This window comes from Actinophytocola xanthii (assembly GCF_001921205.1).
GTDB classification, from domain to species: Bacteria; Actinomycetota; Actinomycetes; order Mycobacteriales; family Pseudonocardiaceae; genus Actinophytocola; species Actinophytocola xanthii.
The window spans coordinates 1-22,349 of sequence record NZ_MSIE01000088.1; the positions used below are offsets into that span (position 1 = coordinate 1).

The window sequence follows — 22,349 nt, forward strand, 5'->3', positions numbered from 1 at the left end:
AGATCAACCAGCCACGCCGACCAAGATCTCAAACACGTTCTGAGGCCCGGCCTACGCTTCCAGTCGCTACGCGCCGCCAGCATAGCGGGAGACAACGCCATCAGGTAGCTCCACGAAAAGCCTTCGGACCCTTCAGCGCTATAACGGAGGCCGACCCACATTGACGGACCGCGCACGAAATCTGTCGTCGAAGTGCCACGGTCAAGGATGGGCGGCCATTTCCGGACCGACTGGTCTTCGACCTCGGCCGCGATGCGGTGCATGGACTTCTCGGTCAGGTGGATCCGCACGACTCGTACGCCGGTGCCGCTACTCGGCAGATCATCTTTCTCGATGAGTTCAGGTAACGGGTCAAGATGGTCTCGAATCCACGCCATCCGTTCGTTAACCACGTGGCGTAAGGGCACACCAGTAGGAAGATCGTTCCATTGTGTAGCCGCATCCATCGGAGCACCGTACTACCGAACGAGGATGGGTGTAAGAGCTCGTCTGCTGCTCAATACGGCTGTAGGAGATCGAGAGCAACCGCGAGGGAGCTCTCTCGGCGTCAATTGTCGAACGCCGGGTCGAGACGGCCTGTGCGAGGGAGCGGGGGGAGAAGTAGGCAGCACAAGATCAGGCCGCCACCAGGCCGTCTCCATGCCGGGGAAGGGGACAACCGGCGAGAAGTGCTGACAGGCGCTTGGCGCAGGTCAGGGGCATGAAAGCGGCCCGGCGACGAGGAGGAGCCGGGCCTGTCGTCAGAACTGGTAGTAGAGGAAAGGGCTGAACGTGCCGGTGGCGACCAGGATGGCGGCGTAGAACAGGCCGGCCGTCATGATCGTCACGCGGAGGACCGTTGCGGGGCGGCTGCTGGAGGACTCCAACAGGGGACCAGTCACCGGGTGCGCCGGGAGGAAGACGACGACCAGCGCCGCCAGGAGGATGAGGAATCGCTGGTTGGTGAAGACTTCCTCGATCACATCCGTCACGCCGGTGAAGTCCGGGAGGAGCATGTGGCCGATCATGGTCAGGGCTTGGGACAGGTCCGTCGACCGGAAGAAGACCCAGCCTATGATCACCAAAACCAATGTCAGGGCTCGACGTGCGACCAGGGCCGCGCGCTCGGTCGGCGGCTCGTCTCGGTGGAAGCCGCGTTCCACCACCAGGAGCGCGCCGTGGTAGATGCCCCAGACCAGGTAGGTCCAGTTGGCGCCGTGCCAGAAGCCGGTCAGGACGAAGACTATCGACAGGTTTCGATAGGTCTTGCCACTGCCTTGGCGGTTGCCGCCCAGGGGAATGTAGACATAGTCGCGGAACCAGCGGGACAGGGACATGTGCCACCGACGCCAGAACTCCGTCACGGTGATCGACGAGTAGGGGCGGGCGAAGTTCTCCGGCAGCCGGAAACCCAGCATCCGGCCCAGGCCGATCGCCATGTCGCTGTAGCCGGAGAAGTCGAAGTACAGCTGGAGCGTGTACGTGATCGCGCCCAGCCAGGCCACGGCGAAGGTCATCTCGTCGTTGGGCGTGGCGAAGCAGGCGTCGACCACCGGGCTGAGCGAGTCGGCGATGATGACCTTCTTGCACAACCCCAACGCGAACCTGGGGAAGCCCGAAGCGATGTCGTCGAGGCGGTGGGTGCGTTCCTGGGGCAGCTGGTCGGCTATCTCGCGGTACCGGACGATCGGCCCCGCGATCAGCTGCGGGAACATCGAGATGTACGTCGCGTAGGCGACCGGCTGGCGTAGGGCTGGGCGTTCGCCCCGGTAGATGTCCACGACGTAGGAGATGTTGTGGAACGTGTAGAACGAGATGCCGATCGGCAGCAGCAGGTGCACCACCGGGAAGTCGCCGCCGAAGAGGCGGGCGAAGCCGTCCAGCTGCTCGGTGAGGAAACCGGCGTACTTCCAGACGACCAGCGTCGCTACGTCGAAGACTATGACCGCCATCAGGATGCCGCGTTTGCGACGTCTCGCCAGGGCCCAGTCATCAGGCTCCAGCGCCTGGCCGGCGAGGTAGTTCACCACCATGGTGACCAGCAGCAGGACGGTGGTGGGGCCGGCGCCTACGGCGTAGAAGGTCAGGCTCGAGACCGCGACGATGCTGTTGCGCCACGAGCGCGGCGCCAGGAGCACGAGCGCCAGCACCAGTGGCGTGAAAATCCACAGGAACAGCGGGCTGGCGAACGACATCCTCGACCTACGTGCGACCGGCCGCCCGGCGGCGGCGGGCTACCTCGGCCAGCACCACGCCGGCGGCCACCGACGCGTTGAGCGACTCGACTCCGGCGGCCATGGGGATCGACACCGTCTCGTCACACACCTCGCGGACCAGGCGGGACAGCCCTCGGCCCTCCGAGCCGACCACCACCACCAGCGGCGACGTCGCGAGCGACAGGCCGTCCACGTCGGTGCTGCCGTCGGCGTCCAGGCCGACGACCATCATCCCGGCCTCCGCATACGCACGGAGAGTCCTGGTCAGGTTCGTCGCGACCGCGATCGGGATCCTCGCCGCGGTGCCGGCCGAGGTCCGCCACGCCACCGCGGTGACGCCGGCGCTGCGCCGCTGGGGGAGCAGCACGCCGTTCGCCCCGAACGCCGCCGCGGAACGGATCACCGCGCCGAGGTTGCGGGGGTCGGTCACGCCGTCCAGCGCCACCAGCAGCGGCGCCTCCTCGGACGCGCCCGCCACCTCCAGCAGGTCCTCGGGGTGGGCGTACTCGAACGGCGGCATCTGCAGCGACAGGCCCTGGTGCAGCGCCCCGCCGGTCAACCGGTCCAGCTCGGGCTTGGACACCTCGAGCACCGAGATGCCCCGGTCCGCCGCCAGCCGCACTGCCTCGGTCACGCGGTCGTCCGCGTCCACGCCCAGCTGCACGTACAGCGCGGTGGCCGGCACCTGCGCGCGCAGGCACTCCACGACCGGGTTGCGGCCGGCGACCAGCTCGGCCGTCGGCCTGTCCTTGGCGCTCGCCCGGCGTTGGGCCGTCTTGGCCGCGGCCGCCGCCCGGCGCTGGGCCGGGTGGCCGGGGCGCATCGTCGCCTTGGGCGTCGGTCCCTTGCCCTCCAGGCTCTTGGCCCGCTGGCCGCCAGAGCCGATGACCGCGCCCTTCTTCGTGCCGGACTTGCGCACCGCGCCCCGGCGTTTCGAGTTTCCGGCCACCTTCAGCTGTCCTTAAACGTCCATTGCGGACCGTCGGGGGTGTCCTCGACGGTGATGCCGGCCTTCAGCAGCCGGTCACGGATGGCGTCGGCCGCCGCGAAGTCGCGCTCGGCCCGCGCTCGCTGCCGGGCCTCCAGCGCCTCGCCGACCAGCGCCTCCAGCGCGCCCGTCGCCGAGGAGTCCACTGTAGACGAGGTGGCCCACTGCTCGGACAACGGATCGAGGCCGAGAACCGCCATCTGCGCGCGGACCGTCGCGGCCGCCTCCCGGGCGCCGTCCTCGTCGCCAGCGTCCAGCGCGGTGAAGCCCTGCCGCACCGTCGTGTGCACGGCGGCCAGGGCCGCCGGGGTGGCCAGGTCGTCGTCCAGCGCGGCGGTGAACTCGGGGCCGACCGAGCCCGGTTCGACTGAGCCGGTCCGTCCGGCCACCTTCCGCAGGAACGACTCCACCCGCTGGTAGGCCCGAACGGACTCCTCCAGGGCGGCGCGGGAGTACTCGACGGTCGACCGGTAGTGCGGCGCCACCAGGTAGTAACGCAGCTCCTGCGGGCGGACCTGGCGGACCATCTCCGGGATCGACACCACGTTCCCGAGCGACTTCGACATCTTCTCGCCGGCCATGCCCACCAGCCCGTTGTGCAGCCAGTACCGCGCGAACGGGTCACCGGCCGCGCGTGACTGCGCGAGCTCGTTCTCGTGGTGCGGGAACACCAGGTCCAACCCGCCCCCGTGGATGTCGAACTCGCCGCCCAGGTAGGTCAGCGCCATCGCCGAGCACTCCAGGTGCCAGCCGGGCCGCCCGAGGCCCCAGGGCGTCGGCCAGGACGGCTCTCCGGGCCGGGCACCCTTCCACAGGGTGAAGTCCTGCGGGTCCCGCTTGCCGGCACCCGCCGACTCGCCCTGCTGCACCTCGTCGAGCCGCTGGCCGGACAGTGCCCCGTAGGCCTCGTAGGAGCGCACCGAGAAGTAGACGTCGCCGGACGCGGCGTAGGCGTGGCCCCGGTCGATCAGGCGCTGCATCAGCTCGACCATCTGGGTGACGTGGCCAGTCGCGCGTGGGGCGATCGACGCGGGGAGGGCGCCGAGGGTGGCGTAGGCCTCCTCGAACGCGCGCTCGAAGGTGGCCGACCACTCCCACCACGGCGTGTCGTTCTCGCCGGCCTTCCGGAGGATCTTGTCGTCGATGTCGGTGACGTTGCGCACCAGCGTGACGCTCAGCCCGCCGTGGGCCAGCCAGCGGCGCAGCACGTCGTAGCTCAGCGCGCTACGGACGTGCCCGATGTGCGGCGGGCCCTGCGGTGTCGGCCCACACACGTAGATCGACGCCGTTCCGTTCCGCACGGGGTGGAACTCCCGCACGCTCCGGCTCGCGGTGTCGAACAGGTGCAGGCTCACGGCTCTCCCATTCCTCTCGCCGAGAAGGGACGAGGCTAGACAAGGCTACGAGCCTAGTCTCACCGCGAGGACACATGCCGTCGCCACCGCCGCGATCCCCTCGCCCCGCCCGGTCAGGCCCAGTCCGTCGGTCGTCGTGCCGGACACCGTGACCGGTCCGCCGGCTGCCTCGGACAGCACGCGCTCGGCTTCCGCCCGCCGACGGGCGATCTTGGGAGCGTTGCCGATGACCTGCACCGCGGCATTCCCGACGTGGTATCCGGCGGCTTCGACCCTGCTCCGCACCTCGGCCAGCAGCGTGACCCCGTGCGCGCCGGACCAGCGCGGGTCGCCGGTGCCGAACACCGCACCGAGGTCCCCGAGCCCGGCCGCGGAGAGCAGCGCGTCACACAGCGCGTGTGCGGCGACGTCCCCGTCGGAGTGGCCGGCGCAGCCGTCGACGCCGTCCCAGCGCAGCCCGGCGATCCAGCACTCCCGACCGGCCTCCACCGGGTGCACGTCGGTACCGATACCCACGCGGGGGATCACGAGGGCGTTCCGAACAGGGCCTCGGCGACCGTCAGGTCGAACGGGGTAGTGATCTTCATGGCGCGAGGATGCCCGGGCACGGTCGTGACGGCCAACCCGAGCCGCTCGGCCCGCTCGACGGCCGTCCCTGGCCCGGCGGACGACGCGTAGCAGCGTCGCAGCACGTCGGCCCGGAAACCCTGCGGGGTCTGGACGGTCAGCAGGTTCGCCCGGTCGACGGTGGCGGTGACCACGCCGTGGGCGTCGACCCGCTTGACCGTGTCGGCGACCGGGAGGACGGGCACGACCGCCGGCGCGCCGGCGGCCACCGCGTCGACCACGCCGCGCACCAGCGCGGGCGGGGTGAGCGCACGGACCACGTCGTGCACGAGGACGATCTCGAGTTCGGGCGACTCGCCCAGCGCGGCTTCCAGCGCCAGGCACACCGACTCGGTACGGTCGGCCCCGCCGGGAACGACGAGCGCGTCCAGGCTCGCCTCGCTCAACACCGACCGTGTGTGCTCGGTGGCGGAGGGTGGAGCCGCAACGACGACGCGCCGTACGCAGCCCGCTTGGAGCAGGCCGCGCACGGCGTGTACGACGAGGGGAACCCCGTTCACCGGCACCAGTGCCTCGGGGCCCTTGTCACCGAGCAACTCACCTCGCCCTGCGGCGGGGACGAGCGCGACGGTGTTCGCCGACGACGCAGGGTCGTCGGACTCGATTCGATTGTGGCTCAGGGCTAGACGGATGCCGTGGCGAGGACCTCGTCGAGGATCACCTCGGCCTTGCCTTCATCCGTGCCCTCTGCCAGCGCCAACTCGCTGACGAGGATCTGGCGAGCCTTCGCGAGCATGCGCTTCTCGCCGGCGGACAGTCCGCGATCCTTCTCGCGCCGCCAGAGGTCGCGCACCACTTCGGCCACCTTGTTCACGTCGCCCGAGGCGAGCTTCTCGAGGTTGGCCTTGTACCGCCGGGACCAGTTGGTCGGCTCCTCGGTGTGAGGAGCACGCAGGACATCGAAGACCCGGTTGAGACCCTCCTGACCGACGACATCCCGAACACCCACGATCTCGGCGTTGTCAGCGGGGACGCGTACAGTGAGGTCACCCTGGGCGACCTTCAGGACGAGGTACTTCTTCTCCTCGCCCTTGATCACTCGGGTCTCGATTGCTTCGATGAGTGCGGCACCGTGATGCGGGTAGACGACGGTCTCTCCGACCTTGAAAACCATGTGTCCTCTGCCCCTTTCGCTGACTCCATCTTAACACGTGCGGAGAAGGGGGTGTATCGGGCCCGCGATCTGTTACCGCAGGTCAGCGGCCACGTGAGGAGAGCGGCAGGGGTTGACAAACCCGCTCAAGTCGTGCTCGAGGCCGTTGTCAGAGAAATATGATCCACACCGGCGGGATCCACAGTGGACCGGAGAACGCGAACTCGCTTGCGGCGCCGGGCAGACCACTCGATCGGGGTGCCGGCGACCCCGCTACCCTTCCGCATGAGTAGGCATCTGCCCGAGGAAGGACAGCGATGGTGAGTCGTTCGACCGGACCGCTGCGCACGATCCTGCCGGCGGTGGCCGTTGGCCTCGCCGCGCTGCTCGTCGGTTGCAGCGCTGGGCAGGTCACGCAGACCGCCTCGATCAGGCCGGCGGTGAACGGCAACCAGGCCGACGTCGGCGACATCGCCCTGCGCGACGTGATGCTCGCCTACCCGGAGAGCGGTGAGTTCCGCGCCGGTGACCAGGCGGCGGTGCTGCTCTCGATCGTGAACACCGGCAACGCCGACGACGAGCTGGTCTCGGTGTCCAGCCCCGCGGCGACGGACGTCGTGTTGGTCGGCGTGACCAACCTGCCCGCCGGCACCGCGATCAAGGTCATCGAGCCCGAGGAGCCGGTCGGCGAGAGCTCCGCGCCGACCCAGACCTCGGACGCGACCAGCGAGTCGGCGCCCCCGACGGAGTCCTCCGTCCCCGATGAGTCGATCACCGAGCCGCAGCCCCCGGGCGACACCCAGACCGGGACGACCTCCTCGGACGAGTCGGCGCCGCCGCAGACCGAGAGCTCGGACTCGACGGCCACCGAGACGCCCACGAGCCTGGCCCCCGACGAGATCGGTGTCATGAGCATCGTCCTCACCGGCCTGGTCCAGGACCTGCCGATCGGCCGCAACGTGCCGGTCACGTTCGTCTTCGCCGAGGCAGGCGCGGTGACCATCCAGCTGCCGATCGCGTCGCCGGAGACCGCGCGCCAGGACCCGCCGGAGGACGAGGGCGAGGGCGAGCACTGACCCGTCCGGCCGGGACTGTCGGTCCCTGCCCCTAGGTTGGTGCCGTGGCCAAGAGCACCCGACCCGCCAAGCCCGGATACCGCTGCGCCGAGTGCGGGCACGAGTCCGCGAAGTGGTTCGGGCGCTGCCAGGAGTGCCAGGCCTGGGGCACTCTGGAGGAGATCGGCGTCCCCACCAGGGCAACGATGGCCAAGATCGCGGCCGGCGTGCCGAGTTCGCCCGCGCGCCCCATCGCCGAGGTCGACGTCGAGACGGCCCGGGCCAGACGGACCGGCGTCTCCGAGCTGGACCGCGTCCTGGGTGGTGGCCTCGTACCCGGCGCCGTGGTGCTGCTCGCCGGCGAGCCGGGTGTCGGCAAGTCGACATTGTTGCTGGAGGTCGCCTTCCGCTGGGCGGCCAGGGACGGCGCGGCCGCGCCGTCTCTCTACGTCACCGGTGAGGAGTCGGCGGGCCAGGTACGCCTCCGTGCCGAACGCACCGGCAACGTCCACGAGTCGATGTTCCTGGCCGCCGAGAGCGACATAGGGGCGGTGTTCGGCCACGTCGACGCGGTCCGCCCCGGCCTGCTGGTGGTCGACTCGGTCCAGACCCTGGGCTCGACCGAGGTGGACGGCACCCCCGGCGGCGTGACCCAGGTCCGAGCGGTGACCGCGGCCCTCGTCGCCCTGGCCAAGGAACGCGCCCTCCCCGTGGTCCTGGTCGGACACGTCACCAAGGACGGCGCCATAGCCGGCCCTCGCGTCCTGGAACACCTGGTGGACGTCGTCCTCCACTTCGAAGGTGACAAGCATTCCTCGCTCCGGATGGTGCGCGGCGTCAAGAACCGCTTCGGCCCGGCCGACGAGGTCGGCTGCTTCGAACTGGTCGACGACGGCATCCGAGGCGTGCCGGACCCCTCCGGCCTCTTCCTCAACCGCAGGGAGACGGCCGTCCCCGGCACCGCCGTCACCGTCGCCGTGGAGGGCAAACGCCCCCTGCTGGGCGAGGTACAGGCGCTGGTCTCGAAGTCCGCCCTCCCGTCCCCGCGCAGGGCGGTCAGCGGCCTCGACTCGGCCCGGGTGGCCATGGCCCTGGCCGTCCTGGAACGCCGAGGCGGCATCAGGCTGGGGGAGTCCGACGTGTTCACCGCCACCGTCGGCGGCATGAGGATCCACGAACCCGCCGCCGACCTGGCCCTGGTCATGGCCGTGGCCTCCGCCGCAAGAGATGTCCCCCTTCCCCCCGACCTGGTGGTCCTGGGCGAAGTAGGCCTGGCCGGCGAGGTAAGACGAGTAGCCGGCGTCAAGTCCCGCCTGGCCGAGGCCGCCCGCCTGGGCTTCACTCGCGCCCTGGTCCCCCCGGATGCCGGCACCATTCCCAGCGGCATCCAGGCGGTCGTCACCCCTACCCTGGCAGAGGCCCTGGAAGCCCTGCACGTAACGGACCCCAGGTAGGGGCGGCCTTTCGCTTCACCCGCAGCTGCCGAGCGCGAGCAGTCCGGCGAGCCGGGGGAGGCAGAGGCTGCCGGCGAGAGCACGAACCAGGACCAGCCGCATCGGCGGCGAGCCTCCAGCCACCATGCTTCAGGTCCCCGAGCCCAAAGAAGTACCCAGACTCCCTACACCTCCCGGGGCTCCCTCGCACAGGCCGTCTCGTAGCTCCGGGGCATCGGAGTCCAGGGTGGCGAAGCCATCGCGCAGCGACGCCGAAGGCGCCCTTGACGCCGCCGCCCCGGAGTACGACGATCCCCGGCCGAGGGAGCTAGATCAATGCCTCCTGCGTCGAAGGCCGCAAAGCATCCAGGAACGACCGAGCCCACCGGTCAACGTCATGCGTCAGCACCTGCCGCCGCAACGCCCGCATCCGCCGCCGCCCCTCCGCCGGATCGATCGTCAACGCCGCGTGCATGGCGTTCTTGACCCCGTCCAGATCATGCGGGTTCACCAGGAACGCACTGGTCAACTCCGCCGCGGCCCCGGCGAACTCGCTCAGCACCAACGCCCCGCCGAGGTCATGCCGGCAGGCGACGTACTCCTTGCACACCAGGTTCATCCCGTCCCGGACCGGAGTCACCAGCATCACGTCGGCAGCCGAGAAGAACGCCGCCAGCTCCTTGCGGTCGACCGACTGGTGCAGGTAGTGCACGACCGGCCGACCCACTCGGGCGAACTCGCCGTTGATCCGGCTCACCATCTGCTCGATCTCGCTGCGCATGCGCTGGTAGTGCTCGACGCGCTCGCGGCTCGGGGTGGCCAGCTGGACCATCGCGACCTCGCTCGGGTCGACCCGGCCCTCGGTGAGCAGTTCATGCAGTGCGTAGAGCCGCAAGTCGATGCCCTTGGTGTAGTCGAGCCGGTCGACGCCGAGGATGATCTTCCTGGGGTTGCCGAGATCGGCCCGGACCTGTCGGGCCCGTTGCATGGTCTCCTTGCTCCGCGCGATCGTGTCCAGTCCCGACGCGTCGATCGAGATCGGGAACGCGCCAACCCGCACCGACCGGTCACCGACCTGCACGACACCGGGCCGCGTCCGCACGCCCACCGCCCCGCGGCTCGGCTCGAGCCCGATCAGTCGCCGGGCGAGCCACAGGTAGTTCTGCGCACCTCCGGGCCGGTGGAAGCCGACGAGATCGGCCCCGAGCAGCCCGCGGATGATCTCCGCACGCCAGGGGAGCTGCATGAACAGCTCGGTCGGCGGGAAGGGGATGTGCAGGAAGAAGCCGATCCGCAGGTCCGGCCGCAGCTCACGCAGCATCGCCGGCACCAGCTGTAGCTGGTAGTCCTGGACCCACACGACCGCCTCCGGCGCCGCGATCTGCGCGGACGCCTCGGCGAACCGCCGGTTGACCCGCACGTAGGCGTCCCACCAGCTTCGGTCAAACACCGGCGTCGCCACCACGTCGTGGTACAGCGGCCACAGCGTCGCGTTCGAGAAGCCCTCGTAGTAGTCGCGGACCTCCTCGGCGCTCAGCGTGACCGGGTGCAGCCACACCCCGTCCTCGTCGAACTTGTCCACGTTGACGTCGGGCACGCCCGGCCAGCCAACCCAGGCCCCGCTGTGCGAGCGCAGGAACGGTTCCAGGGCGCTGACCAGGCCACCCGGGCTGTGCTTCCACCGTTCGGTCCCGTCCGGCAGTCGCTCCAGGTCTACCGGTAGCCGGTTGGCGACCACGATGAAGTCGGCGCCGCCGCCGTCGGGTGTGTCGGTCGTGCTGTCGCTCATCACGCGCCGCGTGCCTCCCTCGAACCCCGTTCGCGTTCGAGGTTAGTCAAACCTTTACCACCGCGGGTGATGGAACCGCCGCTGACGGGCAGAAAGCATTCGTTCGGCTCACGCGGTCACCGCTTGGGGCCGAACGGGGAGGAGTGGAGCCGGCAAGGGGGCTCGAACCCCTGACCTGCTACTTACAAGGTAGCTGCTCTGCCAATTGAGCTATGCCGGCACTGGAGGACCAGTACCCCAAGCCTAACGGAGGTCACCGGAACACCGTGCGTGGCCGAGTGGGACGGCCGTCACCCCGAGGGCAACCGTTACCTGATCCTGCCGCGTCCGGGACGAGGTCGATTGCAATCGGTTGCCCACTGAGCAATGCTGGCGAACGACAACCGCAGTCTCCAGGTGATGAGGTGAGAGGTCCGCACGTCGGGCCCCATCAGCGTGACGGACCTCGAACGCTCGAACATTTTCCCCAGTGTCGCCATCGAGACCGGATGGGAGTTGGCGCCCTGCCCCGTGTTGGTGGCGGACGTCGCTGGAGTCGTTCGCGCGGTCAACGAGGCTGGTCGGACGCTGCTCCCCACCGCCTACGCGGGCGCGCGGCTCGACGAGGTGGTGCCCGACTGGCTGTCGGCCGCCCACCTGGGGGTCGGGAGCTCCGACGGCGACCCCGCAGGCTGGATCGGCGGGCGCAGCGTCACCGCCCACCCGGTGCGCGGGCTGGACTCGGTCGCCTGGTGGCTGGTCGACGACACCGACGTCCGCCTGGCACGGGAGGACCTGCGCATCGAGCGGGAGCGGACCGCGTTCCTCAGCCGGGCGTCCTCGACGTTGCTCTCCTCGCTGAACCTCCAGCGCTCCATGGACGTCACCGCCGAGCTGGCGGCGGAGAACCTGGCCGAGGCCGCCCTGGTCATCGCACCCTCCGCCGGCCCGCGATACCCGGTGGTCACCTGCCTGCGCGGCGGGCGGGCGGTAAGCAGACAGCTGACCATCGACCCCGACTCCGTCCCCGGCCTCGGCGAGGCGTTGCAGGGCTTTCCGCCAGTGCCGTCGCGCTGGATCGATCCCGCGTCATGCCCGTCCTGGGTGGTGCCGGAGGGGTTCGGCGAGGTCGGCTCGGTGGTGGTCACGCCGCTGCCCGGCCACGGCGTCCCGGCCGGCGCGCTGATCCTGCTCCGCACGACCGCGCAGAACGCGTTCGGCACCCAGGAGGAGATCTTCGCCCGGCTGTTCGCCGCCAGGGCTGGCGCGGCGATGTCGGCCGCGCGGATGTACGCCGAACAGGCTTCGATCACCGACACGTTGATGCGGGAACTGCTCCCGCCGCGGCTGCACCGCGTCGCGGGTGTCGACTTCGCCGGCGGCTACCGGGCCTCGGCGACGACCGAGCGGGTGGGCGGCGACTTCTACGACGTGCACCCCGCCGCGGACGACACCGGCGAGTCCCTGGCGGTGCTCGGCGACGTCTGCGGCAAGGGGCTGGACGCGGCCGTGCTCACCGGCAAGATCCGCAACACCCTGCACGCCCTGCTGCCGTTGGCCGACGACCACGCCCAGATGCTCCGGCTGCTCAACAGGGCCCTCGTCGCGAGCGACGGCTCCCGGTTCGCCACCCTGGTACTGGCCTCGGCAGCCCGCGAAGGCGAGAATGTCCGGCTCCGGCTGACCTGCGCCGGCCACCTGCCACCACTCGTCGTCCGCGCGGACGGCCGGGTGGAGGAGGCGCCGACGCGGGGAGTGCTGGTCGGCGTGCTGCCCGAGGTGGCGTCGACGACCGCCCACGTGACGCTCGCCCCCGGCGAGACCTGTCTGCTCTACACCGACGGGATCACCGAGGCCAGGGGCGGTCCGTTCGGCGACGTCATGTTCGGGGAGGAGCGGCTGCGCTCCGCGCTCGCCGAATGCGCCGGCCTGCCCGCCGAGGCCGTCGTCGAGCGAGTCCAGATGCTCGCCGCGGAGTGGGTCGGCGGTGGCCGGCACGACGACATGGCCGTGCTGGCGATCACCGCTCCCAGGGCACTCGGGTATGTCGGCTGACTCCCTGACCGGTGTCCGGCCGGTCCCCCGCTATGTCGACCTGCTCTGGGACGCCGTCGTCGTGGGCGACGAGGCTGGGGCGCGCGGTGTCGTCGCCGGCGCCCTCGCCGACGGCCTCGACCGGGAGAGCCTGCTGCTCGACGTGATCGGCGCCGTCCAGCGCAGGATCGGTCAGGAGTGGGCCGCGGGGCGGCTCCGCGTCGCCCAGGAGCATGCCGCCACCGCGATCAACGACCGGGTGATCGCCGCGCTGCCGATCCATCCGCGCCCAGTGGACGGTCCCGTCGGCCACGTGACCGTCGCCTGCGTCGACGGCGAGTGGCACGCCCTGCCCGCGCGGCTGCTCGCGGAGGTGCTGCTGCTGCGTGGCTTCCAGGTTGACTTCCTCGGCGCCCACGTGCCCGGACCGCACCTCATCGCCGACCTGCATCGCACGGCGCCGGATGCGGTGGCCCTCTCCGGCTCGATAGCGACTCGGTTACCCACTGCCCACGCGACGATCTCCGCGTGTCAGGCCGCCGGTATCCCGGTGATCGCCGGCGGAGCGGCCTTCGGCTACGACGGTCGCTACGCGCGCCTGTTCGGCGCCGAGTGGGCGCCCGACGCCCGGGCGGCCGCCGACCGCCTCGCGCGGCCGTTGCCCCGGCCGCGTCCGGCCCACAAGCCCATCGACGACCTGCCGCACCTCGCCGACCAGGAGTACACGATGGTCTCGCGGACCGCCTCCCGCCTGGCCAGGACGGTGTACAAGCGACTGGAGAGCCGGGTCCCGGCTATGCGGGACTTCAGCGACCTGCAGCGGCAGCACACGGCGGAGGACCTGCGACACATCGTCGACTTCCTCGCCACTGCCCTCTACACCGGCGACGACGAGCTGTTCGTCGGGTTCGTGACCTGGACCGCGGGTATTCTCGAGTCGCGCCGGGTGCCGGCGAACACCCTGCTGCCCACCCTGGGTCTGCTTGGCGACGAGCTGCGGGAGTTCCCCCGCGCCGTCCGCATGCTGACCCGGGCGGGTGAGCACCTGTCGTCCACCATCAGCACCACCGGAAAGACCGAATGACGTTACCGCCAGCCCCGTTGACGTGTACCTGGAGCACTCCCCACAGCCACACCGGCCGGATCGCGCTCGTCGGTGAGCTGGACTACTCCAGCGTCGAGGAGTTCCTCGTCACCATCACCGAGCGCCTGGAGGTCAACCCAGGACTGCGCGACCTCCACATAGACTGTCGCGACCTGGAGTTCTGCGACTCGCTCGGGCTGGCCGCACTGCTCACGGTCCACCGGCGCGTCGTGGCGGCCGGGGCGGTCCTGCACCTGGACAACCGTCGGCCCGCGTTCGATCGCATGCTCACCATCACCGGGACGCTGCACCACCTCGCCGGTGGCGCCCACAAGGAGGTCGGCACGTGACGGATCAGCTCGAGCTGACTGTCGACACCGAGGGCGAGACAGTCCTCGTGCATGCCCGCGGCGAGGTCGACGGCGAGAGCGCACACTGGTTCGAGGAGACGCTGCGCGAGCAGCTCGGAACCGCCAAGGCGTTGGTCGTCGACCTGCTCGGTATCGAGTTCTTCGCCTCGGCAGGGCTCAACACGCTGGTGACCGTGCACAAACAGGCGACGGCGAACGACCTGCCGTTCGTGGTCGTCGCGGCTCACCGTGCGGTGCTCCGGCCGATCACACTGCTTGGGCTCGACTCGACGCTGACGTTGCGGGCGTCGGTGGCCGAGGCGCTGGCCGCGGTCGGGCGCTGATCGCTTCTTCACCCCTTCGGGGGGCCCCTTCGGGTTGTCCGAGGTGTCCGTGCGGGTTGCGCGGGGAAGTTCTTGGGTGCCGTGCGAAGGGGTCTCCGCGGCGGCCGGTGGGTTGTCCTGGCCGCCGCGGGTCTGTTCCGTGGTGCGCTTTCGGGGGGTTTGGGCTTCCCTGCTGCTGGAATCTCAGGCCAGGGAGGGGAGGCCCTTGGTGCTGTCCGCTGGTCGTCCGGAGGGGAGGGTGCGGGCCAGGGCGCAGATCGCCACCAGGCGCATGCTCACCCAGTCGGCGTGGGCCCAGTCGGCTGGTTCTGTCGGCACTCGGAGTTGGCCGCCTCGGTCGCGTACGTGGTCGAGCATGCCTTGGGCGTAGCCGGCCAGAAGCACGGTTCCGGCCACGGCGGCGCCGGACTCCGCGCCCGACTCGAGGATGTCGCGTACCGCGGCCGCGTGTTGGTCGATCACCGCGGTCAGGCCGGGGATCGTGGCCGCGGCGAGCAGACCGGCGCCCATGTGACCCTGCAGCCGGTCCAGCAGGCGTCGCGCGGAGCGCTCCAGCCGTCGAATCCTCATCCAGATCACCTACCTGAGCTCGAAGCCACCCGAGTGTGTAGCACGTCATCACGATTGGACCGCATTCAAACGTGTGATGCGCCACAGTCATCACTCGGTTCGCGGACCGTCCCCGGATCCATCGGCGGGGTGGCTCGCGGGGCTTAAGAAAATCGACCGAGCGGGATGTCGAACACGGGCGGGGCGGCTCCGACTTCCTCGTGATCGGCCGGCGGTGCCGGTCCAGGACATAAGGAGAACGACATGAAGTTCCTGCTGATCATGCAGGTCAACCCCGCGGCGATGGAGGCGCTGACCGATGCGGAGCGCGAGGAGATCATGAGTGGGCACGGCGCGTTCATGGCCGCCGTGCAGGAGTCTGGCGAGTTCGTCCTGACCCAGGCGCTGGCCGACCCGACCAACACCACGACCGTCCGCGGCACCGGTGGCGTACCCGCCGTCACCGACGGTCCGTTCCTCGAGGCCAAGGAGTTCATGGGGGGCTTCCACCTCGTCGACTGCGAGAGCCAGGAGCGGGCGGTCGAGCTCGCCAAGCAGATCCCGGACACCAGGTTCGGCGGCTTCGCGGTCGAGGTGCGGCCGGTGATGTTCTCGGCCGGGTTGGACGAGTGACCGGAGCGGACCAGGTCGAGGACCTGCTGCGCCGGTTGGCGCCGCGGGTCCTCGGCCTGTTGGTCCGCCGGCACGGCCAGTTCGACGCGTGCGAGGACGCCGTGCAGGAGGCGCTGCTGGCCGCGGCCACGCAGTGGCGCGTCGAGGGGGTGCCGACCGAGCCGGCCGGGTGGCTGGTCACCGTGGCCGGCCGGCGGCTGACCGACCAGTGGCGCAGCGACGCCGCCCGCCGCCGGCGGGAGAGCGTGGTCGCCGCGGCCCGGCCCTACCACGAGCTGATGTCCCCGGACCCGGCCGAGGAGCTGGACCGGCATCGCGACGACACCCTCACGCTGCTGTTCCTGTGCTGCCACCCGGAGATCTCCGCGCCGTCCCAGCTGGCGCTCACCCTGCGGGCGGTCGGCGGGCTGACGACCGAGCAGATCGCCAACGCGTTCCTGGTGCCTGAGATCACCATGGCGCAGCGGATCAGCCGCGCGAAGCAGCGCATCAGGGCCGTCGGCGCCCGGTTCGCGATGCCGGACGAGCAGGAGCGGGGTGAGCGGCTCGCGGTCGTGCTGCACGTGCTCTACCTGATCTTCAACGAGGGCTACACCGCGACCTCGGGCCCGGACCTGCAGCGGGTCGAGCTGACGACCGAGGCCGTCCGGCTGGCCCGCGAGGTGCGCCGGCTGCTGCCCGACCAGGGCGAGGTCGCGGGACTGCTCGCGCTCATGCTGCTCACCGACGCCCGCCGGGCCGCCCGGGTCACCTCGACCGGCGCCATGGTGCCGCTGGCCGAGCAGGACCGGTCGCGCTGGGACCGGGCCCGGATCGCCGAGGGCGTCGAGCTGGTCTCCCGCAGCATGGCGACGGCGCCGCTGGGTCCCTACCAGCTCCAGGCGGCGATCGCGGCCGTGCACGCCGAGGCGGCCAGCACCGAGGACACCGACTGGCGAGAGATCCTGGTGCTCTACGGCATCCTCGACCGCATCGCGCCGAACCCGATGGTCACGCTGAACCGAGCCGTCGCGACGGCGATGGTGCACGGTCCCCGTGCCGGCCTGGCCCTGCTCGACGCGCTCGACGGCGACCGCCGGGTGGTCGGGCACCACCGGCTGGATGCCGTCCGGGCGCACCTGCTCGAGCTGGCCGGCGAGCCGGCGTCGGCGGCCGAGCACTACCGGCTGGCGGCCAGGGGAACGCTCAACCTGCCCGAGCGCCGGTACCTGGAGGGGAAGGCCGCGGCGTGGGCTGGACTTCAGGAGTAGTTCAGGGTTTACCCCGTGGTGTTTCTCAGTGCCCGGCTCGTACCGTCGGCCTCGTACTGCAACGCACACCCGCCGGTGTCGCGGGCTTCACAGCTCGTGCTGGTCCACCTGGCTCGGTGGGTGCCCACCGTGGGTCTAATCTCGCGACGTACGGGAGTAAAGGGGGTTGTCGTGGGCGTGAAGACACGTGTCACGGGTTGGGTGACGCGCTGGTACCTGGCCCGTGCGCAGCGCAAGGGCTTCGACCTGTCCGACATGGCACTGCTGCCGGACTCGGCGCTGATGCCCCTGCGGCGCGACGGGCTCGACCCGGTGCCCGAGCTGGGGGAGCTGCGCGAGCGGGAGCCCGTCAGCAAGCTCAACATCCCCTTCGGCGTCAACGTCTGGCTGGTCAGCGGCCTCGACGAGGCCAAGGCCGTCCTGGGTGACGCCAAGCGCTTCAGCAACGACTTCGCCAACCTGGCCGGCAAGGGCCTGTCGGTGACGCACAGCCCGGGCGGCCTCGGCTTCGCCGACCCGCCGGAGCACACCCGGCTGCGCAAGCTGCTGACCCCCGAGTTCACCATGCGCCGGCTGAACCGTCTGACTCCCGGCATCAAGGCCATCGTCGAGCAGCGCCTGGACGCCATGGCCGCCGTCGACGGTCCGGTCGACCTGGTCGAGGAGTTCGCCCTGCCGATCCCGTCGCTGGTCATCTGCGAGCTGCTCGGGGTGCCCTACGAGGACCGCGGCGACTTCCAGCGGCTGTCGGTGGCGCGGTTCGACCTGTTCGGCGGGGCGACGGCCTCGCTCGGTGCGATCAGCGAGTCGCTGGAGTACCTGCTCGGCGTGGTCGAGAAGCAGCGCGCGCAACCCGGCGACGGACTCCTCGGCATGATCATCAAGGAGCACGGGGACGCGGTCTCGGACATGGAGCTGGCCGGCCTCGCCGACGGCGTGCTCACCGGGGGGTTCGAGACCACGGCCAGCATGCTCGCGCTCGGCGCCCTCGTTCTGCTCCAGGACCCGGACTCGTTCAAGCTGGTGCACGACGACGACGCGGCGGTGCACGACTTCGTCGAGGAGCTGCTGCGGTACCTGACCGTGGTCCAGGTCGCCTTCCCGCGGTTCGCCCGCGAGGACATGGAGGTCGGTGGGACCAAGATCTCGGCCGGCGACGTGGTCGTCGTCTCCCTGGCCAGCGCCGACCGTGACCCGGCGCTCGGCCCGGACCTCGAGCGCGTTGAGCCCACCCGCGCCGCCACCTCCCACCTGGCCTTCGGCTACGGCGTGCACCGCTGTGTCGGCGCGGAGCTGGCCAGGATGGAGCTGCGGGAGGCCTATCCGGCGCTGGTACGCCGGTTCCCGTCGATGCGGCTGGCCACCTCGGCCGAGGACCTCGACTTCCGCAAGGCCTCCATCGTGTACGGCGTGGACCGCTTACCGGTCCTCCTGGACTGAGCTCGCCGGAGGTCGTCGGGAGTGATCGAAGTGGTGTCCCGGTCGCCGGGGGCGCATGCTCGGCTGGGGCGGTGAAACTGTTCCCGCCGGTGCGGAGCGCGGGCGTCACGCCAGGGCAGCCGCGGACGATCGTCGTCGTTGACGGGCGATACAGTTCCGCTCTGCCGCTGTGTGCCAGCCTGGCGTGACGTGCTCGAGCACACACCCCTTGCGAGAGAGTCGAACGACGTGACCGTTGAACCCCTGTGCATCGGCCGAGGGACGTGCCATGACGGCTGAGGCCCTCCCCGCTGAGCTGCGCCGCGCGATCGTCCAGATCGCCCGTACCCCCCGCCTCCTGGTCGCCTGCGACTACGACGGCACGCTGGCGCCCATCGTGGAGAACCCCGAGCACGCCCGGCCGCTGAACGAGTCGGTCGGCGCGCTGCGCTCGCTGGCCGGGCTGCACGAGACCACCACCGCGGTGATCTCCGGCCGGGCCCTGCGGGACCTGGCCACCCTCTCGCGGCTGCCGTCGGAGGTACACCTGGTCGGCAGCCACGGCTCCGAGTTCGACATCGGCTTCGTGCACGCCCTCGACGACGGCGCCCGTGACCTGCACCGGCGGCTCGAGACCGAGCTCGAGCGGCTGGTCGCGGGTGCCGAGGGGGTTCAGCTCGAGGTCAAGCCGGCGAGCATCGCCGTGCACACCCGCCGCGCTCCGGCGGAGATCGGCACCAGGGTCAGCGACGCGGTCCGCTCCGGCCCGTGCACCTGGGACGGCGTGCAGGTGACCGAGGGCAAGGAGGTCATCGAGCTCGCGGTCGTACAGACCGACAAGGGCCACGCGCTGGACGTCCTGCGCCACCAGGTCGGCGCGAGCGCCGCCGTGTTCGTCGGCGACGACGTCACCGACGAGAAGGCCTTCGCCCGCCTCGCCGGGCCGGACCTGGGGGTCAAGGTGGGGGCGGGCGAGAGTCTCGCCGGGTTCCGCATCGCCGACCCGGCCGAGGTCGGCATGGTCCTCGCGTTCCTGCTCGAGGAGCGGCGCAACTGGCTCTACGGCGAGCAGGCCCCGCCGATCGAGCGGCTGACGATGCTCGCCAGCGAGCGGTCGGTCGCACTGCTCACCCCGGACGCCCGCCTGACCTGGATGTGCCACCCGGAGCCGGACTCGGCGGCGGTGTTCGCCGACCTCCTCGGCGGCACGTCGGCCGGCCACTTCTCGGTCACCCCCGAGCGGGGCGGCCTCCCGCTCGGCCAGCGCTACCTGCCCGGCACGATGACCGTCGAGACGCGCTGGTCCGGCCTGCTGGTCACCGACTACCTCGACCACTACGCCTACGCGCACCGGACCGACCTCGTGCGGGTCGTCTCCGGCAACGCGCCGGCGGTCGTGGAGTTCGCGCCGCGGCCGGAGTTCGCTCAGGTTCAGGTCCGCCTCATCGCATCGGCCGACGGCCTGCGGGTGTTGGGCACCTCCGACCCGGTCGTGCTGCGCGCACCCGGGATCACCTGGGAGATCACCTCGGACGGCATGCACGACACCGCACGGGCGGTGGTCCACCCCCGGCCGGAGGAGCCGGTGGTGCTGGAGCTGCGGTGCGGCACCAACGACCTCGACCCGCACAAGGTCCCCCAGCAGGAACGGGCCGCGCGCTCGGCCGCCTACTGGACCGACTGGCTTGACGGCCTGACCCTGCCTCCGGTGGAGAAGGAGCTGGTGGCGCGCTCCGCGCTGACCCTGCGCGGCCTGTGCCACGCGGAGACGGGCGCGATCATGGCGGCGGCCACCACCTCGCTGCCCGAGGAGCTCGGCGGCATCCGCAACTGGGACTACCGCTACTGCTGGCTGCGCGACGGGGCGATGACCGCGAAGGCGCTGGTGTCGGTGGGCTCCACTGGCGAGGCCGAGAAGTTCCTCACCTGGCTGCACGGGGTGCTCGCCACGCTGCCGGGTCCGGAGCTGCTGCACCCCCTGTACACCATCGCCGGCACCACCCTGCCCGCCGAGGCCGTGATCGACACGCTGCCCGGCTACGCCGGGTCCCGACCGGTGCGCGTGGGCAACCTGGCCAACCAGCAGGTCCAGCTGGACGTGTTCGGCCCGGTCGTCGACCTGGTCGCCGCCCTGTCCGAGGCCCGAGGCACGCTGACCGACGGCGACTGGCGGATGGTCTGCGCGATGGCCGAGGCAGTCGCGCGACGCTGGCACGAGCCCGACCACGGCATCTGGGAGGAGCGGCACCGGCCTCGCCACCACGTGTACTCGAAGGTCATGTGTTGGCTGACGATCGACCGCGCGATCGTCCTGGCCAACACCTACGGTCGCGAGGTCGACCCGGCCTGGCCGCCGCTGCGCGACCAGATCGCCGAGGACGTGCTGACCAAGGGCTGGAACGAGCAGGTCCGCTCGTTCACCACCGCCTACGACGGCACCGACCTGGACGCCGCGACGTTGCTCGTCGGCATGGTAGGCCTGCTCGACCCGGGCGACGAGCGCTTCCACTCCACGGTCACCGCGATCGAGGCCGAGCTGCGCAGCGGGTCGACCGTCTACCGCTACCACCGCGACGACGGCCTGCCGGGCAACGAGGGCGGCTTCCACCTGTGTGCCGCGTGGATGATCGAGGCGTACCTGCTCACCGGTCGCCGGACCGAGGCGGAGGACCTGTTCGCCCAGATCGTCGACGCTGCCGGGCCGACGGGGTTGCTGCCGGAGGAGTACGACCCGGTCGCCGAGCGCTCGCTGGGCAACCACCCGCAGGCGTACTCGCACCTCGGCCTGATCCGGTGCGCCCAGCTCCTCTCCGAGTGACCGGCGGTCCTCAGCGCTGCTCGCGGCGTTCCCGCTTGCCCCGGGCGATCTCGGTGGCCAACGCGTCGAGGTGCGGTGTCCAGAACCGGCGGAAGTTCGACAGCCACTGGTCCGCCTCACGCAGCGGCGTGGGGTCGACCGTGTAGAGCCGGCGCGTGCCTTCGGCGCGAACCCGGGCGAACCCGTGCTCGCGGAGTACCTTCAGGTGTTGCGAGACGGCGGGCTGGGTGATCCCGAACTCCTCCCGCACCACCGAGGCGACCTCGCCGGCAGGCAGCTCCCCGTCCGCGAGGAGCTCGAGGATGCGCCGGCGGACCGGGTCACCGAGGACGTCGAACGCGTGCACGACAGCCACGGTAACGGTCGGTAACTTTATAAGTCAAAGGTGAAACATTGCGAGTGGTGGCTGTGTCCGACACCCACGCGCCACGGCGCTGGAAGTCCTGTCCGCCCCGGGTGGCCAGCGTCGCGGAGGGCGCGGACCTGATCCTGCACGCGGGCGACGTGTGCGTGCCGTCCGTGCTGGACGAGCTGACGGCGTTCGCTCCGGTGCACGTGGTGCTGGGCAACAACGACGGTCCGGAGGTCGCCGAGTGGGGCGCGCCGGAGACCCTGGAGCTCACGCTCGACGGCCTGCGGGTCGCGATGATCCACGACAGCGGGCAGAAGACCGGCCGGACCGCACGCATGCGCCGCCGGTTCCCGGACGCCGACCTCGTGGTGTTCGGCCACTCCCACATCCCGCTCGACGAGACCGGCGACGGCCTACGCATCTTCAACCCCGGCTCACCGACCGACAAGCGGCGGCAGCCGCACGGAACGGTCGGGGTCCTGGAGATCTCCTCCGGTGAGTTGGTCTCCGCCCGGATTGTCGAGGTCACCTGAGCACGCCTCGAGCCCTGTTCGAGACTGTCGCGATCTGATGGTCGAGTGAAACCCGACCGATCCGGAGGATGTGGCATGGCCTCGACGTTCGTCGACGTGCTGGTACAGCGGGCCGCCGAGCCGTCCGCCGCCGCCTTCGACGTGGTCGACCGCGCGGGGTCGACCTTCCTCGGCTGGGCCGAGGTGGACAGCCGGGCCCGCGCCGTCGCCGCCTCGCTCGCCGGCCGCGGGCTGACCGGGCGGCGGGTGGCGGTCCTGCTGCCACCGGGTGCGGCGTACGTGACCGTGCTGCTGGGTTGTCTGTACGCGGGCGCGGTGGCCGTTCCGCTGCCGCCGCTGCCCCCGGCCGAGCACCCCGACCGGCCGCGCCGGCTCGCGGTGGTCCCCGATGCCGCTCCTGCGGCTGTGTTGGCTGATGCCGCTCCTGCGGCTGTGTTGGCTGATGCCGCTCCTGCGGCTGTGTTGGCTG

General features: G+C 70.8%; 22 protein-coding genes and 1 tRNA gene. 12 read left to right on the plus strand and 11 right to left on the minus strand.

From position 1 onward, the window contains the following. The 7 genes from BU204_RS41665 to BU204_RS33315 all read right to left on the minus strand — a co-directional run. The coding region (locus tag BU204_RS41665) for a hypothetical protein (RefSeq protein WP_233160901.1) at positions 1-446 on the minus strand (446 nt) is incomplete at its 3' end. Positions 447-740: 294 nt separating this feature from the next. Next, on the minus strand, positions 741-2,174 hold the full coding sequence (locus tag BU204_RS33290) for an MBOAT family O-acyltransferase (protein ID WP_075129783.1): 1,434 nt from the start codon (positions 2,172-2,174) through the stop codon (positions 741-743). 7 nt (positions 2,175-2,181) lie between these two features. After that, positions 2,182-3,144 (minus strand): 23S rRNA (guanosine(2251)-2'-O)-methyltransferase RlmB, encoded by a 963-nt coding sequence (gene rlmB, locus BU204_RS33295; RefSeq protein ID WP_075129784.1) that lies wholly within the window; start codon positions 3,142-3,144, stop codon positions 2,182-2,184. A gap of 2 nt (positions 3,145-3,146) precedes the next feature. Next, entirely contained in the window at positions 3,147-4,538 is a 1,392-nt protein-coding gene (gene cysS, locus BU204_RS33300) for a cysteine--tRNA ligase (protein WP_075129785.1), read from the minus strand. Positions 4,539-4,583: 45 nt separating this feature from the next. Then, positions 4,584-5,066 carry a 2-C-methyl-D-erythritol 2,4-cyclodiphosphate synthase gene (gene ispF, locus BU204_RS33305; protein WP_075129786.1) on the minus strand — a complete coding sequence of 161 codons (483 nt, stop codon included), beginning with the start codon at positions 5,064-5,066 and terminating at the stop codon, positions 4,584-4,586. Then, positions 5,063-5,770, minus strand: a complete 708-nt coding sequence (locus BU204_RS33310; protein WP_075129787.1) for an IspD/TarI family cytidylyltransferase — start codon at positions 5,768-5,770, stop codon at positions 5,063-5,065. Before BU204_RS33310 ends, ispF begins: the two co-directional genes overlap by 4 nt. 17 nt (positions 5,771-5,787) lie before the next feature. Further along, positions 5,788-6,279 carry a CarD family transcriptional regulator gene (locus BU204_RS33315; protein WP_075129788.1) on the minus strand — a complete coding sequence of 164 codons (492 nt, stop codon included), beginning with the start codon at positions 6,277-6,279 and terminating at the stop codon, positions 5,788-5,790. Between the two features lie 296 nt (positions 6,280-6,575). Between BU204_RS33315 and BU204_RS33320 the strand changes: the two genes are divergently transcribed. Beyond that, positions 6,576-7,334, plus strand: coding sequence for a copper chaperone PCu(A)C (locus BU204_RS33320; RefSeq protein WP_075129789.1), 759 nt, complete (start codon positions 6,576-6,578; stop codon positions 7,332-7,334). Positions 7,335-7,378: 44 nt separating this feature from the next. Further along, positions 7,379-8,767, plus strand: coding sequence for a DNA repair protein RadA (radA, locus tag BU204_RS33325; protein ID WP_075129790.1), 1,389 nt, complete (start codon positions 7,379-7,381; stop codon positions 8,765-8,767). A gap of 307 nt (positions 8,768-9,074) precedes the next feature. On the opposite strand, the gene BU204_RS33330 is transcribed toward radA, so the two are convergent. Together BU204_RS33330 and BU204_RS33335 are read right to left on the minus strand one after the other, a co-directional pair. After that, positions 9,075-10,535 (minus strand): alpha,alpha-trehalose-phosphate synthase (UDP-forming), encoded by a 1,461-nt coding sequence (locus BU204_RS33330; RefSeq protein ID WP_075129791.1) that lies wholly within the window; start codon positions 10,533-10,535, stop codon positions 9,075-9,077. A gap of 144 nt (positions 10,536-10,679) precedes the next feature. Further along, positions 10,680-10,755: transfer RNA gene (locus BU204_RS33335), tRNA-Thr, on the minus strand. A 296-nt stretch (positions 10,756-11,051) separates the two neighbouring features. Between BU204_RS33335 and BU204_RS33340 the strand changes: the two genes are divergently transcribed. From BU204_RS33340 to BU204_RS33355, 4 genes are read left to right on the plus strand one after another with little or no spacing between them, the layout of a single operon-like run. Beyond that, the gene (locus BU204_RS33340) at positions 11,052-12,569 is read left to right on the plus strand and encodes a PP2C family protein-serine/threonine phosphatase (RefSeq protein WP_233160903.1); all 1,518 of its coding nucleotides are present in this window, start codon (positions 11,052-11,054) and stop codon (positions 12,567-12,569) included. Continuing rightward, positions 12,559-13,632 (plus strand): cobalamin B12-binding domain-containing protein, encoded by a 1,074-nt coding sequence (locus BU204_RS33345; RefSeq protein ID WP_075129793.1) that lies wholly within the window; start codon positions 12,559-12,561, stop codon positions 13,630-13,632. Before BU204_RS33340 ends, BU204_RS33345 begins: the two co-directional genes overlap by 11 nt. A gap of 17 nt (positions 13,633-13,649) precedes the next feature. Then, positions 13,650-13,982 carry an STAS domain-containing protein gene (locus BU204_RS33350; RefSeq protein WP_198943081.1) on the plus strand — a complete coding sequence of 111 codons (333 nt, stop codon included), beginning with the start codon at positions 13,650-13,652 and terminating at the stop codon, positions 13,980-13,982. Further along, the gene (locus BU204_RS33355) at positions 13,979-14,326 is read left to right on the plus strand and encodes an STAS domain-containing protein (protein WP_075129795.1); all 348 of its coding nucleotides are present in this window, start codon (positions 13,979-13,981) and stop codon (positions 14,324-14,326) included. The genes BU204_RS33350 and BU204_RS33355 overlap by 4 nt, the downstream gene beginning before the upstream one ends. A gap of 183 nt (positions 14,327-14,509) precedes the next feature. Here the strand turns inward: BU204_RS33355 and BU204_RS33360 are convergent, their stop codons facing one another. Beyond that, positions 14,510-14,896, minus strand: a complete 387-nt coding sequence (locus BU204_RS33360) for a DUF6401 family natural product biosynthesis protein (protein WP_075129800.1) — start codon at positions 14,894-14,896, stop codon at positions 14,510-14,512. Positions 14,897-15,139: 243 nt separating this feature from the next. Here BU204_RS33360 and BU204_RS33365 point away from each other — a divergent pair, with 243 nt between their 5' ends. From BU204_RS33365 to otsB, 4 genes are all read left to right on the plus strand, one after another. Beyond that, entirely contained in the window at positions 15,140-15,508 is a 369-nt protein-coding gene (locus BU204_RS33365; RefSeq protein WP_075129796.1) for a YciI family protein, read from the plus strand. Beyond that, entirely contained in the window at positions 15,505-16,758 is a 1,254-nt protein-coding gene (locus BU204_RS33370) for an RNA polymerase sigma factor (RefSeq protein WP_075129797.1), read from the plus strand. The genes BU204_RS33365 and BU204_RS33370 overlap by 4 nt, the downstream gene beginning before the upstream one ends. 255 nt (positions 16,759-17,013) lie before the next feature. Beyond that, complete coding sequence (locus tag BU204_RS33375; RefSeq protein WP_083661860.1) at positions 17,014-18,198, plus strand: cytochrome P450; 1,185 nt, start codon at positions 17,014-17,016, stop codon at positions 18,196-18,198. 268 nt (positions 18,199-18,466) lie between these two features. Beyond that, positions 18,467-20,995, plus strand: a complete 2,529-nt coding sequence (otsB, locus tag BU204_RS33380) for a trehalose-phosphatase (RefSeq protein WP_075129798.1) — start codon at positions 18,467-18,469, stop codon at positions 20,993-20,995. Positions 20,996-21,005: 10 nt separating this feature from the next. Here the strand turns inward: otsB and BU204_RS33385 are convergent, their stop codons facing one another. Continuing rightward, positions 21,006-21,341 carry an ArsR/SmtB family transcription factor gene (locus tag BU204_RS33385; RefSeq protein WP_075129802.1) on the minus strand — a complete coding sequence of 112 codons (336 nt, stop codon included), beginning with the start codon at positions 21,339-21,341 and terminating at the stop codon, positions 21,006-21,008. Positions 21,342-21,397: 56 nt separating this feature from the next. On the opposite strand from BU204_RS33385, the gene BU204_RS33390 reads away from it, so the two are divergent. Together BU204_RS33390 and BU204_RS33395 are read left to right on the plus strand one after the other, a co-directional pair. After that, complete coding sequence (locus tag BU204_RS33390; protein WP_233160909.1) at positions 21,398-21,880, plus strand: metallophosphoesterase family protein; 483 nt, start codon at positions 21,398-21,400, stop codon at positions 21,878-21,880. 75 nt (positions 21,881-21,955) lie between these two features. After that, on the plus strand, positions 21,956-22,349 hold a 394-nt coding region (locus BU204_RS33395), incomplete at its 3' end, for an AMP-binding protein (protein ID WP_143229921.1).